A 15217-nucleotide genomic window follows, 5' to 3' on the forward strand; every position below is an offset into this window, starting at 1 on the left:
GCCGACCTACCGCGACATCCGGCCACCGTAGACTTGATGCCATGCCCCCCACCTCCGCCGCGTCGCCGGCTGCTGCCTCCGGCGTCGCCGCCGAGGCGGCCAGGCGCCGCACGTTCGCCGTCATCAGCCACCCCGACGCCGGCAAGTCGACGCTCACCGAGGCGCTGGCGCTGCACGCGCGCGTCATCGGCGAGGCCGGCGCGGTGCACGGGAAGTCGGGCCGGCGGGCGGTCATCTCCGACTGGATGGAGATGGAGCAGGCCCGCGGCATCTCCGTCACGTCGGCGGCGCTGCAGTTCGAGTACCAGGGACACGTCGTCAACCTGCTCGACACCCCGGGGCACGCCGACTTCTCCGAGGACACCTACCGGGTGCTGGCCGCCGTCGACTGCGCGGTCATGCTGCTCGACGCCGCGAAGGGCCTCGAGCCGCAGACGCTGAAGCTGTTCGACGTCTGCCGGCACCGCGGCGTCCCGGTGGTCACGTTCGTCAACAAGTGGGACCGGCCGGGCATGCACGTGCTCGACCTCGTCGACGAGCTGGACCAGCGCATCGGGCTCACGGCCACGCCGCTGAACTGGCCGGTCGGCGAGGCCGGCACCTTCCACGGCCTGCTCGACCGCGACGACGAGACCATGACGACGTTCGAGCGGGCGCCCGGCGGCGCGCGCATCGCCGAGGAGCAGCTCCTGAGCGCGGCCGAGGCGAAGGAGCGCTACGCCGACGCGTGGGGCACCGCACTCGACGAGGTGTCGCTGCTCGACACCCTGGACCTCGAGACGTTCCACGCCGGCACCTCGACGCCCATGCTGTTCGGCGCCGCCGTGGTGAACGTCGGCGTGCGCCAGCTGCTCGACGCGCTGGTGGAACTGGCCCCGCCGCCCAGCGCCCGGCCCGACGCCGAGGGCACGCCGCGGCCGGTCGAGGCGCCGTTCTCCGGGCTGGTGTTCAAGGTGCAGGCCGGCATGGACAAGGCGCACCGCGACCGCCTGGCCTTCGTCCGGGTCTGCTCCGGACGGTTCGAGCGCGGCGCCGTCGTCACGCACGCCGCCACCGGCCGGCCGTTCGCCACCAAGTACGCCCGCACCATGCTCGGCCGCGAGCGCGAGACCATCGACATCGCCTTCCCGGGCGACATCGTCGGCCTGGTCAACGCGAACGCGCTGACCGTCGGCGACACCCTGTACGCCGAGGGCTCCCCCGTCGCGTTCCCGCCGATGCCGTCGTTCGCCCCTGAGCACTTCGTCACCGCGCGGACCACCGACACCAGCAAGGCCAAGCAGTTCCGCCGCGGCATCGAGCAGCTGGCCGAGGAGGGCGTCGTGCAGATCCTCACCTCGAACCGGCGCGGCGACGGCGCGCCGATCCTGGCCGCCGTCGGGCCGCTGCAGTTCGAGGTCGCCACCGCCCGGCTCGGCCAGGAGTTCGGCGTGCCGATCGCGCTCGACTCGCTGCCCTACGGCCTGGCCCGGCGCACCGACGCCGACGGCGTCGCGTTGCTGAACGCCGAGGCCGGCGTCGAGGTGGCCGAGCGGCGCGACGGCGCCCTGCTGGCGCTGTTCCCGGACAAGTGGCGGCTGGCGTCGGTGCAGCGCCGGCACCCCGACGTCGCGCTCGAACCGCTGGTCGCCGGGGCGGACTGACGCCGGCGCACCGCTTCTCTACACTTGGCCGCAATGACCGCTCGGCCGCTCTCCGAACTCGTCGATCCCGGCTGGGCGCGCGCCCTCGAGCCGGTCGCCCCGCGCATCGCCGCCATGGGCGAGTTCCTGCGCGCCGAACTGGCCGCCGGACGCACGTACCTGCCGGCCGGGCAGAACGTGCTGCGCGCTTTCACCCAGCCGTTCGACGACGTCCGGGTGCTCATCGTGGGCCAGGACCCGTACCCGACGCCGGGTCACGCGGTCGGGCTGAGCTTCTCGGTGGCGCCCGACGTCCGGCCGCTGCCGCCGAGCCTGGTCAACATCTTCCAGGAGTACGGCGCCGACCTCGGCCACCCGCCGCCCGCCACCGGCGACCTCACGCCGTGGGCCGAACACGGCGTGCTGCTGCTCAACCGGGCTCTGACGGTGGCGCCGAGAAATCCCGGCGCGCACAGGGGAAAGGGCTGGGAAGAAGTCACCGAGCAAGCCATCCGGGCGCTCGCCGGACGTGGAACGCCTATCGTCGCCATCTTGTGGGGTCGCGATGCGAGAAATCTCCGGCCACTACTTGGTAACGTTCCATGTATTGAGTCGGCCCACCCGAGCCCCATGTCTGCGCGCAACGGTTTCTTCGGCTCACGGCCGTTCAGTAGGGCAAACGAGCTCCTGCAGGGCCTGGGCGCAGCGCCGGTCGACTGGAAGCTCCCCTGATACGCCGCGTTCACAAAGTGGGATACACACTTGTGCAACTAGCGTTCGATCATCGTATGCTTCCCGGCGCGGGCCCAAGGTGGTACTGTTTCCGCGGTTGCAGTAACAGTTCCTCGCACGTCCTTGAACGCCCGTGGGATGTTATCGCGGGCGTTTTTCGCTTCTCTGTGCCTCCAGCACTGTGGTAGCGGGAGACGGCGGCAGCAACCCGGAGGTCGCACGGTGCGGCCTTCGTCACCGTCCCGTAGGAGGACACGGCACATGGCACAGGGAACCGTCAAGTGGTTCAACGCTGAGAAGGGCTTCGGCTTCATCGCACAGGACAACGGCGAGCCGGACGTCTTCGTGCACTACTCGGCGATTCAGGCCGACGGCTACCGCACGCTGGACGAGAACCAGCGGGTGGAGTTCGAGATCACCCAGGGCCCGAAGGGCCCGCAGGCTGACGCGGTCCGTCCGGTCTGATCAACCTGTCACACCGCGGCCCCCGTACCTCCCGCAGGTACGGGGGCCGCGGCGCGTCCAGAGCAGTATTCCAGGTGGTCCGGACCTCGCTCAAACGGCCGTTCGCGCTGCTCAGCGACCCTGCGACGGCCGCCGGCCAGGGGGCAGACGGACCGTTCTGTTCAGAAGGGGCTTGATAACGAACAGGTTACTGTGGTTCGGTGTATGGCACGTGGTCAAGCAATCGCCACTTCCGCTTCATTCTGGAGAGGTGTAGGCCGTGCAGACCCACGTACTCGCGTCGACGGACGACCATCAGCACCAGCACCAGAACACTGAGCGTCACGAACTCACCCACGACCTTCTTCGCCGGGCGGCGCGCAGTACCGGCATGCAGCGCCAGCGGCTCCTCGACGAGGTCGTTCTCATTCATCTACGGCTCGCCGAGTCGATCGCCCGGCGCTACTACGGGCGCGGCATCGAGCGCGACGACCTGCTGCAGGTCGCCAACCTCGGCCTGGTCAACGCCGCACAGCGGTTCGACCCCGACCGCGGCAAGGACTTCGTCTCCTTCGCCGTCCCCACCATCACCGGTGAGGTCAAGCGCTACTTCCGCGACCACGGCTGGACGGTCCGCCCGCCGCGCCGGGTCCAGGAGCTGCACGCCCGGGTCACCGCCGCCACGGCGGAGATCTCGCAGGCCAAGGGTGCGGCGCCGACGCCGGCCGACCTCGCCGAGCACCTCGGCGTCGAGGTCGACGACGTCCTCGAGGCCAGCGCCTCGCACGAGTGCTTCACGGTGGCCTCGATCGACTACCGCGGCAGCGGTGGCGAGGAGACCCCGCTCGCCGAGACGCTCGGCGAGGACGACGACGGCTTCGGCCGCGCCGAGGCCGTGGTCGCACTGGCCCCGGCCTGCCGGGAGCTCAAGGCCCGCGACCGGCAGATCCTCTACCTGCGCTTCTTCAAGGGCTGGACGCAGCAGGAGATCGCCAAGGAGCTGGGCGTCACCCAGATGCAGGTGTCGCGCCTGCTGGCCCGCATCCTGGGCCAGTTGCGCACCCGTGTCGGCGCCAGCGTCGCCGCCTAGGAGTGGCCGCTGAGCAGCTCGAGCAGCCGGTCGACGGCCACCCCGCGGCGCTGGGCGGCCGGTAGCGCGACGGAGACCGCCCAGCGCGGCAGGGTGTCGTCGATCATGACGACGTCCAGCCCCTGGGCGGCCCGTTTGCGGCTGACGTGCTCGGGCACCAGCGCGACTCCGAGGCCGTGCCCCACGAGGTCGAGCAGCGTGTGGACGTCGTTGACCTCCATCGTCACCTGGCGGTCCAGGCCGGCCGCGGCGAACGCGGCGTCGGTCAGCTGCCGGGCGCCCCACTCCTCCTGGAAGTCGACGAACGCCGTGCCGTGCAGCTGGCTCAGCGCGATGCTGCCGCGCCCGGCCAGCCGGTGGTCGGGCCGGCACAGCATGACCATCGCCTCGGTGTTCAGCGGGACGAGGTCGACGTCGTCAGGCGGCGGCGCGACGACCGGCACGAACGCGACGTCGAGCACGCCGGCCCGGACGTCGGCCAGCAGCCGGGCCGAGCCGGCCTGGTCCAGCCGCACCTCGACACCGGCGTGCGCGGCCCGGAACCGGGCCAGCAGGCCGGGGACGTCGACGGCGCCCAGGCACTGCTCGGCGCCGATGCGCACCGTCCCGCGCAGCAGCCCGTTGACCGCGGCCACCGCCTCTCGCGCCGCCTCGACCGACGCCAGCGCCCGCCGCGACTCCGCCAGCAGCGCCCGGCCGGCCTCGGTGAGGCTGACCTGCCGGGTGTTGCGGTGGAACAGCGCCGCGCCCAGCTCGCGCTCCAGCGTCCGGATCGAGGCCGACAGCCCCGACTGGCTGATGATCAGCCGCTGCGCCGCCCGGGTGAAGTGCCCCTCTTCGGCGACGGCGACGAAATGCTCCAAGTGCCGCAGTTCCACGATTGAGAATCGTAGCTTCTGAATTCGTTCGGGTTCTCCTGTTGGACACACCGTGGACGCCGCGCCGAGACTGGAGGCGCAGCACCGATCCGATCCCCGGAGGTCACGTCCCATGCAGTTCCGCCACATCGGCGACGTCCAGGTCAGCGCCATCGGGCTGGGCGGCATGCCCATGTCCATCGAAGGCCGGCCGGACGAAGCCCGATCGATCGCCACGATCCACGCGGCGCTCGACGCGGGTATCACGTTCATCGACACCGCCGACTCGTACCACCTGCTGGCCGGCGAGGTCGGCCACAACGAGACGCTCATCGCCAAGGCGCTGGCCGCGTACGGCGGCGACACGTCCGGCGTCCTGGTCGCCACCAAGGGCGGCCACCTGCGCCCCGGCGACGGGTCATGGACGAAGAACGGCTCGCCCGACTACCTGAAGGCGGCCTGCGAGGCGTCGTTGAAGCGCCTCGGCGTCGACGCGATCGGCCTCTATCAGTTCCACCGGTCCGACCCGGCGGTGCCGTACGCGGACTCCGTCGGCGCCATCCGCGACCTGCTCGACGAGGGCAAGATCCGGATGGCCGGCATCTCCAACGCGAACCCTGAGCAGATCGAGCTGGCCAACGAGATCCTGGGCGGCCGCCTGGCGTCGGTGCAGAACCAGTTCTCGCCGCGGTTCCGCACCAGCGAGCCGGAGCTGGAGCTGTGCGACCGCCTCGGCATCGCGTTCCTGCCGTGGAGCCCGCTCGGCGGCATCACCCGCGCCGGCGGGCTCGGCTCGGCGCACGAGCCGTTCGCCCGTGTGGCCGCCGCGCACGGCGTCAGCCCGCAGCAGGTGTGCCTCGCCTGGATGCTGGCGAAGAGCGAGCGCGTGGTCCCGATCCCCGGCTCGAGCCGGCCCGAGACCATCCGCGACTCGGCCGCTGCGGTGGAGCTGGTGCTCACGCCGGAGGAACTGGCCTCGCTCGGCTGAGCGACACCTCTGGACCGGTGGGCGGCGTGCTGGCGCCGCCCACCACTTCTCTCCGTTACGCGCGGGCCAGGCCCGCCTGGCGCTCGGACATGGACGCCTCGAGGGCGTCGCCGATCTCGGTGTAGCAGCGCAGCCCCAGGTCGGCCGCGAGCCGCTCCAGCTGGGCTCGCACACCGTGGTCGCGGGTGACCACGCAGACGCCACCGCCCCTGGCGCGGATACGCTCATGCAGGCCGGCCAGCACCGACGCCGCCGACGGGTCGACGGAGCCGGCTCGGCCCAGGTCGACCACGACATGACGGCTGTCGGCGGCGTTGGCGGCCCACCGGACCTCGTCGGCCAGTGCGGCGTCGAGATCGCCGGGAACGGTCAGGATCGTGCAGCCACCGAAGTCGCGGGCCTGCACGGCGACGTCGTTGCTCACGGACGCTTCACCACCATCGGTTCGGGAGGCCTGGACTCCACCCCGAGTCCTGCCAAGCCTCCAGTGGTCGGCACCCGGCGAGGGGAACGTTCGCCCCGTCCGGTGCCGATTTCACCCGACGCCTACCTTTACTGAGCGTCGTGTGAACTGTCAAGGTCTCCATGGATCATCGCGAGGACGTCACTCTGGCACGGCGGCCGCCCGGAATCAAGATCCTTTGCGCCGTCAACCTCACGTGCCGCGCCGGATGCAACCGTGCGCCCTGGTCGGGCGTCATCTCGAGTGGCGGGCCGGCGAGCCCGCCACGGGGGTGCCCGCGCCGTTCGCGGCGCACCGGGTGGCCGGGTCCGTGCCCTGAGCGCGGACCCGGACCCCCGGAGCGGGGCCCTGGCCGTCAGCCGGTTTCGGTGCTCACCCAGGCGAGATACTCGCCGCTGCCGCCCACGATCGGCGTCACCACGATCTCCGGCAGGTCGTACGGATGCACCTCGCGCAGGTGTGCCGTCAGCGCCTCGGCCCGGGCCGCCGTGGTCTTCACCTCGACCCGCCACTCGGGCTCGGTCCGCACCTCACCGCCCCACCGGTAGACGGTGGTGATCGGGACGAGCTGCGCGCAGGCGCCGAGCCGGGCCGCCACGACGCCGGCGGCCAGCTCGCGCGCCGCCGCCTCGCTGCCCGCCGTCGTGGTGACGATGACGCATGCCTCGGACATGGCCGCAGACTAGGGGGTGTCTGATGGATCTTCGGCGGCGCGGATCGACGCCCAGACGCCGACCAGCTGCGTTGTGTCATCACCCGATGGCGCGGCATCGAGCTACTTCGACGCCTTGCTGGACCGACGCCTGAACGCCGCCCGCATCCACCAAGATCCATCAGACACCCCCTAGTTGACAAGCCTCGCTCGGCGGCGAATACTCGAAGTCGAGTATTCGAGCTGGAGGAGTTGCCGTGGCCGCCACCCGTCCGTCCAATCCGCTGGCACTGGCCGTGCTCGTGCTGCTGTGGGAACGGCCCATGCACCCCTACGAGATGTCGAGCACCCTGCGCGAGCGGCGCAAGGAGGACAGCATCAAGCTCAACTACGGCTCGCTGTACTCCGTCGTCGAGTCGCTGCAGAAGCGCGGTCTGATCGAGGTGGGCGCGACGGTGCGCGAGGGGCGGCGGCCGGAGCGCACGGTCTACGCCATCACCGAGACCGGCGGCCAGATCATGGTCGACTGGCTGGTCGAGCTGCTGAGCACGCCGAAGAAGGAGTTCACCCAGTTCGAGGCGGCGCTGTCGCTGGCCGGCGCGCTGCCGCCGGACGAGGTCATCGAGCTGCTCGGCCAGCGGCTGCGCAACCTGCGCTTCCAGCAGAAGGCCGTCGAGGCGATGTTCGAGGAGGCACGGTCGGTCAACCTGCCGCGGCTGTTCATGATCGAGGCCGAGTTCTCCGCCGCGCTGCTGACGGCCGAGACCGCGTTCGTCGAGCAGCTGCTGACGGAGTTGCGCGCCGGCAGCCTCGGCGGATTCGCCATGTGGCAGCGCATGCACGAGCTGCGTCAGGACGGCGTGCCGCCCGACGAGATCGAGGCAAAGCTCAGCGTCGAGTTCGCCGACGACCTCGCCTTCGCCCAGCCCTACGAGAAGACCTAGACGAGCACGGCTCCCGGCCGCGGTGCTGCAACACCACGACCGGGAGCCGATCGGAAAACCAGGAGCCGGAGACTCACCGCGAGGATCGCCCCGATCCCAGGTTCTGCACCTTCAAGGATACGGGCGACGCCGTGCGGCACCGGTTCCTTCCATCGGAAGGAGATCCGCACCATGGAGCACGCCATCGAGGCCGACGGTCTGGTGAAGACCTACGGCAAGGGGGCCAAGGCCGTCCGGGCGCTGTCCGGCGTCGGCTTCGCGGTCCCCCGCGGCACCGTGTTCGGGCTGCTCGGGCCGAACGGGGCCGGCAAGTCCACCACCACCAAGATCCTCACCACGCTCTCCACGCCTGACAGCGGCACCGCCGTCGTCGCCGGCCTGGACGTCGCGAAGGAGCCCGGCCGGGTCCGGCACGCGATCGGCTACGTGCCGCAGCGGCCGTGCTTCGACCCGACCGCGACCGGGCGCGAGAACCTCACCCTGCAGGGCCACGTCTACGGGCTGCCGCGCGCGGACATCCGCAGCCGCGGCGACCAGCTGCTGGAGCGGTTCGGGCTGGCCGAGGCCGCGAACCGGATCACCAAGACGTGGTCCGGCGGCATGCAGCGCAAGCTCGACGTCGCGCTGGCGCTGATGCACCGGCCGCAGGTGCTGTTCCTCGACGAGCCGACCACCGGCCTGGACCCGGAGGCTCGCGCGGACATGTGGGCGGAGATCTCCGGCGTCACGCGGGCCGACGGCGTCACCGTCCTGCTCACGACCCACTATCTGGAGGAGGCCGACCAGCTGGCCGACCGCCTCGTCATCATCGACCGCGGCCAGGTCGTCGCCGAGGGCACGCCGGAGGAGCTGAAGGGCGGCCTCGACGGCGACACCGTCCAGGTCGAGCTGGCCGACCCGGGCCAGCAGGCGGCCGCCCGGCGGGCCATCGACACGGTCCACGGGGTCGGCGACGTCGGCGTCGACGGCGCGCGGCTGCACGCCCGCGTCGGCAACGGCGCGGCGACGCTGCCCGGCCTGCTCGCCGCGCTCGAGGGCGCCGGCGTCCCGCTCGCCTCGGTGACCGTCGCCCGTCCGTCCCTCGACGACGTGTACCTGCGCCACGCCGGCCGGTCCTTCCACAGCGCCGACCGCGCGGGCCTGACCGACCGGGCCGCGACGGAGGTGGCGGCATGAGCGCGACCCTCGCACCCGTGGCGCCGGCCCGGCCCGACGTCCAGCGCGGCCTCGCGCTGCGGCACTCGGTCTACCTCATCGGGCGCTCGCTGCGGATCCTGCGCCGCGAGCCCGTGTACCTGGCGTTCACCCTGATCCAGCCGATGGTGTGGCTGCTGCTGTTCGGCGCCCTGTTCGAGCGGGTCGCCGACCTGCCCGGCTTCGGCGACATCTCCTACCTGGAGTACCTCACCCCCGGCGTCGTCGTCATGACCGCGATGATGTCGGCCGGGTGGGCCGGCACCGGCTTCATCGACGACATGCAACGCGGCGTCATGGACCGCAACCTCACCTCGCCGGTCAGCCGCGGCGCCCTGATCACCGGCGTGCTGGCGTACCAGGCGGTCGTGACGGTCGTGCAGTCGCTGATCGTGTTCGGGGTCGGCCTGCTGGCCGGCGCCCGGTACGACGGCGGCGTGGCCGGCGTGCTCGTTGTGCTCCTCTGCGCCACGCTGCTCGCGGTGATCTTCGCGGCGCTGTCCTGCGCGGTGGCGCTGTCGCTGCGGTCGCAGGAGTCGCTGATCGGGGTGTCGCAGTTCCTGACGCTGCCGCTGGCGTTCACGTCGACGGTGATGATGGCGCCGGCGCTGCTGCCCGACTGGGTCGGCACCGTCGCCCGCTACAACCCGGTCGACTGGGCCGCACGGGCCAGCCGTGACGCACTGCTCGGCGACCCCGACTGGTCCGCCGTCCTCGGCCGGGCCGGGCTGCTGGCCGCGCTGACGCTCGTCATGGCCTGGCTCGCGACCCGGGCGTTCCGCGCCTACCAGCGATCCGTCTGACCCGTCCGACGCCCGCGTTCAGGCCGCGACGCCGAACACCCGCGCCGCGGCCCGGACGCGAAGCGTCTCGATCAGGGCCGCCTGCTCGGTCGCCCGCTCGATGAGCCGGTCGACGCGGCCGACGTCCGGCCGCCCGCGGGCCGCGCCGACCGTGCGTAACGTGCGCCAGCCGCTGGCCTTGCCCTCGATGCCCAGCCGCAGCATCTCCAGCTCCACGATGACGCTCAGCGGCGAGCGGGTCAGCAGGTGGCCGTTGAACTTCAGCCGGCCGGCCAGTTCCGCGGCGGCCGCGGTGTAGAGCTTGTAGCGCCGGATCGGCACCTCGAGCTCGTCCATGATGGCGAGCAGCTCCTCGCGGTCGGCGCCGATCTCGTCGGCCAGGCCGCTCAGCGGCTCCCCCACAGGCGTGCCACGCATGCTGCGCGCGAGCCGGCGGACCAACTGCACACCGGCCGTCGAGCCGGCCAGGTGGTCGTTGAGGTAGATGCCGAGCAGCTGTGGCTCCGGCCGAATGGTCAGGTCTGCTGCGGGCTTCGACACCGCGACTCCTCCCGATGGGGACATGCGTCTGCTTACCCCGGTCCGGTGGCAGACATTCGGGAGTAGAAGGTTGCGACCCCGGCCTCCGCAGCGAACCGGGGCCGCAACCTGCACCCGACGTCTTCGTGGTACGTCGGGCGTTCTCGGGGCCCTAAGGGCCGTTTCCGTTGCCGTTACCGTTGTTGCCGTTTCCGGAATTGCCGTTGCCTTGGCCATTCCCGTTGTTCCCGGAATTGCCGTCACCGGAGTTGCCGTTACCGTTGCCCTGGTTCTCGGGCTTCTCCGGCTTCTCCGGCTTCTCTGGTTTGCCCGGTGGCGACTCCGGCTTGTTCGGGTTGTCCGGCTTCTCAGGCGGCTTACCCGGCGGCGTCTCGGGCTTGTTCGGGTTGCCCGGAGTTTCGGGCTTCCCGGGCGGGGTCTCCGGCTTGCCGGGTGGACGCACCGACTCGCCGGAGTCATCGGGCCGGCCCGTGTCACTGACGTCCTCGACGACGTCGGCGTCGGGCTCGTCGGGCTGGAAGCTGATCGGCGTCACCGTCTCGATGAACGACTGCATGTGCGCCTGAGCGGCGCCGGGGAGCGCGCCCGTGGCGGTGGCGGCGGTGAGGCCGGTGAACACGACGACCGCACCCGTGACCGCGCGGACCCGGGGGCTGACGCCGGCCAGCCAGGACCGCAGCCGGCGCCCGTCCGGCTGCGGGGTCAGCGGGGCGGGAGCGATGCCGCTGAAGTCGCCGGCGGCCATCCGCTGCGCCAGCTCGGCCGACGGCCGCGCGGGCTGCCGCGCGGCAGCCCGGAGCTCCCCGACGGCGCCGGCCAGCGGCGCGAGTCCGGGCGTGACCGGGCGGCCGGTCAGCAGGGCCTCGACGGCGTCCTCGTCGAGCAGGTGCAGTGGAAGCATCTCGTCACTGTGATCGCCGCGGGGGCGCCCAGGGGTACGGGGTCACTCGACTTTTTTTCGTAGCGCCGTGAGCCCGCGCCGTTGCAGCGCCTTCACGGCACCCACGGACCGGCCGACGGCGCGGGCGACCTGCTCGACGGTGAGGTCGCCGACGACGCGCAGCAGCACCACCTCGCGCTGCTCGGCCGAGAGCGTCGCGCAAAGCTCGTACACCCGCCGCAGCCCCAACGCGTCGAGCGCCTCCGCCTCGGCGTCGCCGGCCGGCCCGTCCAGCGTCGCAGGGTCGTCGGTGGGCTCGCTGGGACGGCGAACGGCCCGCCGCCGCTCGTCGATCAACCGCCGGTGCGCGATGGTGAAGACCCACGACCGGAACTGCGGCTCCGTCCCCTCGAACGTGGGCAGTCCGGCGAACACGCCGAGGAAGACCTCGCTGGTCAGATCGTCGGGTTCGGCCGCGCCCTGGAGCCGGAGATAGCCCGTGACGACGGGCGCGAGGTCGTTGTACAGGCGCTCGAACGCCCACGGCGCACCCGCGCGCGCCGCGTCGAGCACGACCCCGAAGTCTTCCCCGATGATCGCTCGCCTCCCGTCGGCGCCTGCCTCACAGTGTGATCACCTCGCTGGCCAGAAGGTTACGGGCAGACGTCGGCATCCCGGAACGTACGTGCACAACAGCAGCCAGAATGGACCCGTGGACAGCCTGCTCATCGACCTGCGCACCGGCACCGATCTCGTGACCGACGTGACGCGCGACGTGCTCGACTTCTGCCGCGGCCGCGGCGACGGCCTGTGTCAGTTGTTCGTGCCGCACGCCACGGCCGGGCTGGCGCTGATCGAGACCGGCTCCGGCACCGAGCCCGACCTCGCCGACGCCGTCGACCGGCTGCTCCCGCGCCAGGACGTCTACCGGCACCGCCACGGCAGCCTCGGCCACGGACGCGACCACGTCCTGCCCGCCTTCATCGCGCCGTCGCTGACGCTGCCCGTGCTGGGCGGCTCGCCGGCGCTGGGCACCTGGCAGAGCGTTGTCGTCGTCGACTCCAACGTCGACAACCGCGACCGGAAGCTGCGGTTGTCGTTCCTCGCCGGCTGAGCTCAGCCGCCGTCGCCGTCCTCGGGCTCCGGCTCGGGCTCGGGCGTCCGCAGGTCGCCGCCGGCGCCCATGACCTGCTCGGTCTCGTCGGGATCGCCGTGTACGCGCGTCTCGTCGTCGACGGAGTGGACGGCCATCGCGCGGTCCCGATCCTCCTGGGTGGTGTGGTGCACACCGTCGCGGTGCTCGCTCATGACAGCCTCCGAATACGCCGAAGGGCCCAGGTTAACCCTGGGCCCTCCGTGCGGTTCGGGACTCAGCCGGCCCACTCGATCAGCGGCTGGTGCCGCGCGGGGTCGCGGAGCTCGGCCAGCGCCAGCTTCTCCAGCTGCCGCACCCGCTCCTTCGTCAGGCCGACCCGCTCGGCGACCTCCTGGAGGGTGTGCTGCTCGCCGTCCTCGAGGCCGAAGCGCATCGAGACGATCAGCGCCTCGCGCGGGGCCAGCGTGTTGACGAGGTCGCGGACCTGCTCGCCGAGCGCCTGGAACTCGACGACGTCGGTGGCCTGCGGGGTCTCGGTGTCCTCGATGAGGTCGCCGATGCTCGCGCTGCCCTGCTCGCCGACCGGGGTGTCGAGGCTGAGGGTGTCGCGCGAAATGCGACGCAGCTCGACCACCCGGGCGGGCGTGAGGTCGGTCTCGGCGGCCAGCTCCTCCGGCGTCGGGTCGCGGCCCAGCGAGACGGTCAGCTTGCGCTCGGCCTTGCCCACCTTGGACAGCGTCTCGAGCACGTGCACCGGCAGCCGGATCGTGCGGGCGCGCTCGGCCTTGCCGCGCTCGATGGCCTGCCGAATCCACCACATCGCGTAGGTCGAGAACTTGAAGCCCTTCGAGTAGTCGAACTTCTCGACCGCCCGGATCAGGCCCAGGTTCCCCTCCTGCACGACGTCCAGGAACGGCAGCCCGCTGTTGCGGTAGTACCTGCGCGCCGCCGACACGACCAGCCGCAGGTTGGCCCGGATCATGTGGTCCCTGGCCTGCTCGCCGTCGCGGACCAGCGCCGCCAGCTCGTCGCGCCGCCGGCCGGGACCCTCGGTCTCCAGCAGCGACGCCGCGTAGACGCCCGCCTCGATGCGGCGCGCCAGCTCGACCTCCTCGGCCGCCGACAGCAGCGGCGTCGTGCCGATCTGCTTGAGGTACTGGCCGACCAGGTCGTAGTCCTCACCCGCCCCCCGGTTCGGGGCGCGGACCTGCTCCTCCACCATCGTCATGCGTTTCTGTCTCCCTTGCTCGTCTCAACGTCGTCGTGGCGGCCACGGCACGCCCAGGCCGCGCGCCCATGGGCGCGCGAACCGTCGGTGGTTGCGTCTGGTGGGTTGCCCTGCGGGAGCCCGCGAATCTCTCGATCCGGCTCCCGAAGCCCCGGGCCGATCGCGGCCTATCGGGGACTTCCAGCAATGGGAACGTCCCGATAGAGCCGGGTATTCCGGCGTTCGCGCTTGTCGGCAGAGTGCTACCCCAGCGACGATGGAACGGATGAGCGAGGACGATGGTTCCCGCGGACGGTTCGTCGTGCAGGAGCACCACGCCCGCCGGCTGCACTGGGACCTGCGGCTCGAGCACGACGGCGTGCTGGCGTCGTGGGCGCTGCCCCGCGGCTTCCCGCGCACGCCCGACGAGAACCGGCTCGCCGTCCGCACCGACGACCACCCGCTGGAGTTCCTGACCTTCGACGGCGACATCCCGGCCGGCCAGTACGGCGGCGGCGCCCTGACCATCTGGGACAGCGGCACCTACGAGGCGGAGAAGTTCCGCGACGACAAGGTCGTGGCCCGGCTGTTCGGCGAGCGGGTCCGGGGCCGGTTCGCGCTGTTCCGCACCCGCGGCGACGACTGGATGATCCACCGCATGGACGGCCCGGCCGACGACGGCGAGCCGATGCCGGAGTCGCTGGTGCCGATGGCCGCCACGCTGTCGACGCTGCCGCCCGACCAGGACGGCTGGGGCTTCGAGATCAAGTGGGACGGCGTCCGCGCGCTCGCGTTCGGCGAGCCCGGCCGGCTCCGTCTGGTCGGGCGCAACGGCCGCGAGTTCACCCGGCAGTACCCCGAGCTGCGGTCGCTGACGAACGCCGTCGGCGCGCACCGGCTGGTGCTCGATGGCGAAATAGTCGCGTTCGACGACGCCGGGCGGCCCAGCTTCCAGCGCATCCAGCCGCGCATCCACCTCGCCTCCGATGCCGACATCCGCCGCCATGCGGAGACCACACCGGTGGTCTACGTCGTCTTCGACCTGCTCTACCTCGACGGCGAGTCGCTGCTGGACCGGCCCTACGAGGAGCGACGGCGCGCGCTGGCGGCGCTCGAGCTGGCCGGCCCGCACTGGCAGGCGCCTGACTACCAACGCGGCGACGGCGACGTCCTGCTCGACGCCACGCGGCGGCAGGGCCTGGAGGGCGTCGTCGCCAAGCGGCTGGACAGCCCGTACCGGCCGGGACGGCGCAGCCGCGACTGGCTGAAGATCAAGAACGTGCGCCGCCAGGAGGTCGTCATCGGCGGCTGGGTGCCGGGCCAGGGCCGGCTGGCGGGGTCGCTCGGCGCGCTCCTGGCCGGCTATCACGACGACGACGGCGCTCTGCGGTTCGCCGGCAAGGTCGGCACCGGCTTCGACGACGCCACCCGCGCCCGGCTGCTGCGCCGGTTGAAGGCGCTGCGTATCGGCGAGAGCCCGTTCACCGGCCGCCAGCCGCAGCGCGACGCCGTCTTCGTCCGGCCCGAGCTGGTCGCCGAGGTCGAGTTCGCCGAGTGGACCGGCGCCGGCACGCTGCGGCATCCGTCCTTCGAGGGGCTGCGCGACGACAAGCCGGCCGGCGATGTATCCATGGGTCCTGGCCCGGTCCCGCCGCCGGACCACTGAACCGGGACATATCGGGTACGGATCCCCTGTGCCGCGGTC

18 protein-coding genes are annotated in these 15217 nt (G+C 71.8%); 10 read left to right on the forward strand and 8 right to left on the reverse strand.

Going from position 1 to position 15217, the window contains the following annotated elements; genetic code table 11:
- Positions 1–41 precede the first annotated feature (41 nt).
- The 4 genes from BLV05_RS00825 (at position 42) to BLV05_RS00840 (ending at position 3888) form a co-directional block, all read left to right on the forward strand.
- Positions 42–1643, forward strand: coding sequence for a peptide chain release factor 3 (locus BLV05_RS00825; protein ID WP_046768319.1), 1602 nt, complete (start codon positions 42–44; stop codon positions 1641–1643).
- Between the two features lie 33 nt (positions 1644–1676).
- Positions 1677–2354: a uracil-DNA glycosylase gene (locus tag BLV05_RS00830; RefSeq protein ID WP_046768320.1), complete on the forward strand. Its 678-nt coding sequence runs from the start codon at positions 1677–1679 to the stop codon at positions 2352–2354.
- A 261-nt stretch (positions 2355–2615) separates the two neighbouring features.
- The gene (locus tag BLV05_RS00835; protein WP_026874570.1) at positions 2616–2819 is read left to right on the forward strand and encodes a cold-shock protein; all 204 of its coding nucleotides are present in this window, start codon (positions 2616–2618) and stop codon (positions 2817–2819) included.
- 259 nt (positions 2820–3078) lie between these two features.
- Positions 3079–3888: a SigB/SigF/SigG family RNA polymerase sigma factor gene (locus BLV05_RS00840; RefSeq protein ID WP_046768321.1), complete on the forward strand. Its 810-nt coding sequence runs from the start codon at positions 3079–3081 to the stop codon at positions 3886–3888.
- Here BLV05_RS00840 and BLV05_RS00845 read toward each other — a convergent pair.
- Positions 3885–4766, reverse strand: a complete 882-nt coding sequence (locus BLV05_RS00845) for a LysR family transcriptional regulator (protein WP_046768322.1) — start codon at positions 4764–4766, stop codon at positions 3885–3887. The genes BLV05_RS00840 and BLV05_RS00845 overlap by 4 nt on opposite strands.
- 112 nt (positions 4767–4878) lie before the next feature.
- On the opposite strand from BLV05_RS00845, the gene BLV05_RS00850 reads away from it, so the two are divergent.
- A complete protein-coding gene (locus tag BLV05_RS00850; RefSeq protein ID WP_046768323.1) occupies positions 4879–5733 on the forward strand; it encodes an aldo/keto reductase in 855 nt (284 codons plus the stop codon).
- 55 nt (positions 5734–5788) lie between these two features.
- Here BLV05_RS00850 and BLV05_RS00855 read toward each other — a convergent pair whose 3' ends face one another.
- Positions 5789–6157: an STAS domain-containing protein gene (locus BLV05_RS00855; protein WP_046768324.1), complete on the reverse strand. Its 369-nt coding sequence runs from the start codon at positions 6155–6157 to the stop codon at positions 5789–5791.
- 394 nt (positions 6158–6551) lie between these two features.
- Positions 6552–6869: a divalent-cation tolerance protein CutA gene (gene cutA, locus BLV05_RS00860; RefSeq protein ID WP_046768325.1), complete on the reverse strand. Its 318-nt coding sequence runs from the start codon at positions 6867–6869 to the stop codon at positions 6552–6554.
- A gap of 236 nt (positions 6870–7105) precedes the next feature.
- On the opposite strand from cutA, the gene BLV05_RS00865 reads away from it, so the two are divergent.
- From BLV05_RS00865 to BLV05_RS00875, 3 genes are all read left to right on the forward strand, one after another.
- Positions 7106–7792, forward strand: coding sequence for a PadR family transcriptional regulator (locus BLV05_RS00865; RefSeq protein WP_046768326.1), 687 nt, complete (start codon positions 7106–7108; stop codon positions 7790–7792).
- Between the two features lie 171 nt (positions 7793–7963).
- The gene (locus BLV05_RS00870) at positions 7964–8968 is read left to right on the forward strand and encodes an ATP-binding cassette domain-containing protein (protein ID WP_046768327.1); all 1005 of its coding nucleotides are present in this window, start codon (positions 7964–7966) and stop codon (positions 8966–8968) included.
- Positions 8965–9789, forward strand: coding sequence for an ABC transporter permease (locus tag BLV05_RS00875; RefSeq protein WP_046768328.1), 825 nt, complete (start codon positions 8965–8967; stop codon positions 9787–9789). The genes BLV05_RS00870 and BLV05_RS00875 overlap by 4 nt, the downstream gene beginning before the upstream one ends.
- Positions 9790–9807: 18 nt before the next feature.
- On the opposite strand, the gene BLV05_RS00880 is transcribed toward BLV05_RS00875, so the two are convergent.
- The 3 genes from BLV05_RS00880 to BLV05_RS00890 all read right to left on the reverse strand — a co-directional run bounded on the left by BLV05_RS00880 (position 9808) and on the right by BLV05_RS00890 (position 11782).
- A complete protein-coding gene (locus BLV05_RS00880) occupies positions 9808–10329 on the reverse strand; it encodes a hypothetical protein (RefSeq protein WP_152690706.1) in 522 nt (173 codons plus the stop codon).
- A 151-nt stretch (positions 10330–10480) separates the two neighbouring features.
- Positions 10481–11230, reverse strand: a complete 750-nt coding sequence (locus BLV05_RS00885; RefSeq protein ID WP_046768330.1) for a hypothetical protein — start codon at positions 11228–11230, stop codon at positions 10481–10483.
- A 42-nt stretch (positions 11231–11272) separates the two neighbouring features.
- On the reverse strand, positions 11273–11782 hold the full coding sequence (locus BLV05_RS00890; RefSeq protein ID WP_046768331.1) for an RNA polymerase sigma factor: 510 nt from the start codon (positions 11780–11782) through the stop codon (positions 11273–11275).
- Positions 11783–11930: 148 nt separating this feature from the next.
- Here BLV05_RS00890 and BLV05_RS00895 point away from each other — a divergent pair, with 148 nt between their 5' ends.
- Positions 11931–12323, forward strand: a complete 393-nt coding sequence (locus BLV05_RS00895) for a YjbQ family protein (RefSeq protein ID WP_407716994.1) — start codon at positions 11931–11933, stop codon at positions 12321–12323.
- A gap of 2 nt (positions 12324–12325) precedes the next feature.
- Here the strand turns inward: BLV05_RS00895 and BLV05_RS00900 are convergent, their stop codons facing one another.
- Together BLV05_RS00900 and BLV05_RS00905 are read right to left on the reverse strand one after the other, a co-directional pair.
- Positions 12326–12517 (reverse strand): hypothetical protein, encoded by a 192-nt coding sequence (locus tag BLV05_RS00900; protein ID WP_046768333.1) that lies wholly within the window; start codon positions 12515–12517, stop codon positions 12326–12328.
- 62 nt (positions 12518–12579) lie between these two features.
- Positions 12580–13533 (reverse strand): sigma-70 family RNA polymerase sigma factor, encoded by a 954-nt coding sequence (locus BLV05_RS00905; RefSeq protein ID WP_082155162.1) that lies wholly within the window; start codon positions 13531–13533, stop codon positions 12580–12582.
- Between the two features lie 169 nt (positions 13534–13702).
- Between BLV05_RS00905 and ligD the strand changes: the two genes are divergently transcribed.
- Positions 13703–15178 carry a non-homologous end-joining DNA ligase gene (gene ligD / locus BLV05_RS00910; RefSeq protein WP_456152183.1) on the forward strand — a complete coding sequence of 492 codons (1476 nt, stop codon included), beginning with the start codon at positions 13703–13705 and terminating at the stop codon, positions 15176–15178.
- Positions 15179–15217 lie beyond the last annotated feature (39 nt).

The sequence above is a fragment of the Jiangella alkaliphila genome (assembly GCF_900105925.1).
GTDB classification, from domain to species: Bacteria; Actinomycetota; Actinomycetes; order Jiangellales; family Jiangellaceae; genus Jiangella; species Jiangella alkaliphila.

Coding starts and splice junctions, on each gene's coding strand:
- BLV05_RS00825 (WP_046768319.1), top strand. CDS start 42: ATGCCCCCCACCTCCGCCGCGTCGCCGGCTGCTGCCTCCGGCGTCGCC.
- BLV05_RS00830 (WP_046768320.1), top strand. CDS start 1,677: ATGACCGCTCGGCCGCTCTCCGAACTCGTCGATCCCGGCTGGGCGCGC.
- BLV05_RS00835 (WP_026874570.1), top strand. CDS start 2,616: ATGGCACAGGGAACCGTCAAGTGGTTCAACGCTGAGAAGGGCTTCGGC.
- BLV05_RS00850 (WP_046768323.1), top strand. CDS start 4,879: ATGCAGTTCCGCCACATCGGCGACGTCCAGGTCAGCGCCATCGGGCTG.
- cutA (WP_046768325.1), bottom strand. CDS start 6,869: ATGTCCGAGGCATGCGTCATCGTCACCACGACGGCGGGCAGCGAGGCG.
- BLV05_RS00870 (WP_046768327.1), top strand. CDS start 7,964: ATGGAGCACGCCATCGAGGCCGACGGTCTGGTGAAGACCTACGGCAAG.
- BLV05_RS00875 (WP_046768328.1), top strand. CDS start 8,965: ATGAGCGCGACCCTCGCACCCGTGGCGCCGGCCCGGCCCGACGTCCAG.
- BLV05_RS00885 (WP_046768330.1), bottom strand. CDS start 11,230: ATGCTTCCACTGCACCTGCTCGACGAGGACGCCGTCGAGGCCCTGCTG.
- BLV05_RS00900 (WP_046768333.1), bottom strand. CDS start 12,517: ATGAGCGAGCACCGCGACGGTGTGCACCACACCACCCAGGAGGATCGG.
- BLV05_RS00905 (WP_082155162.1), bottom strand. CDS start 13,533: ATGACGATGGTGGAGGAGCAGGTCCGCGCCCCGAACCGGGGGGCGGGT.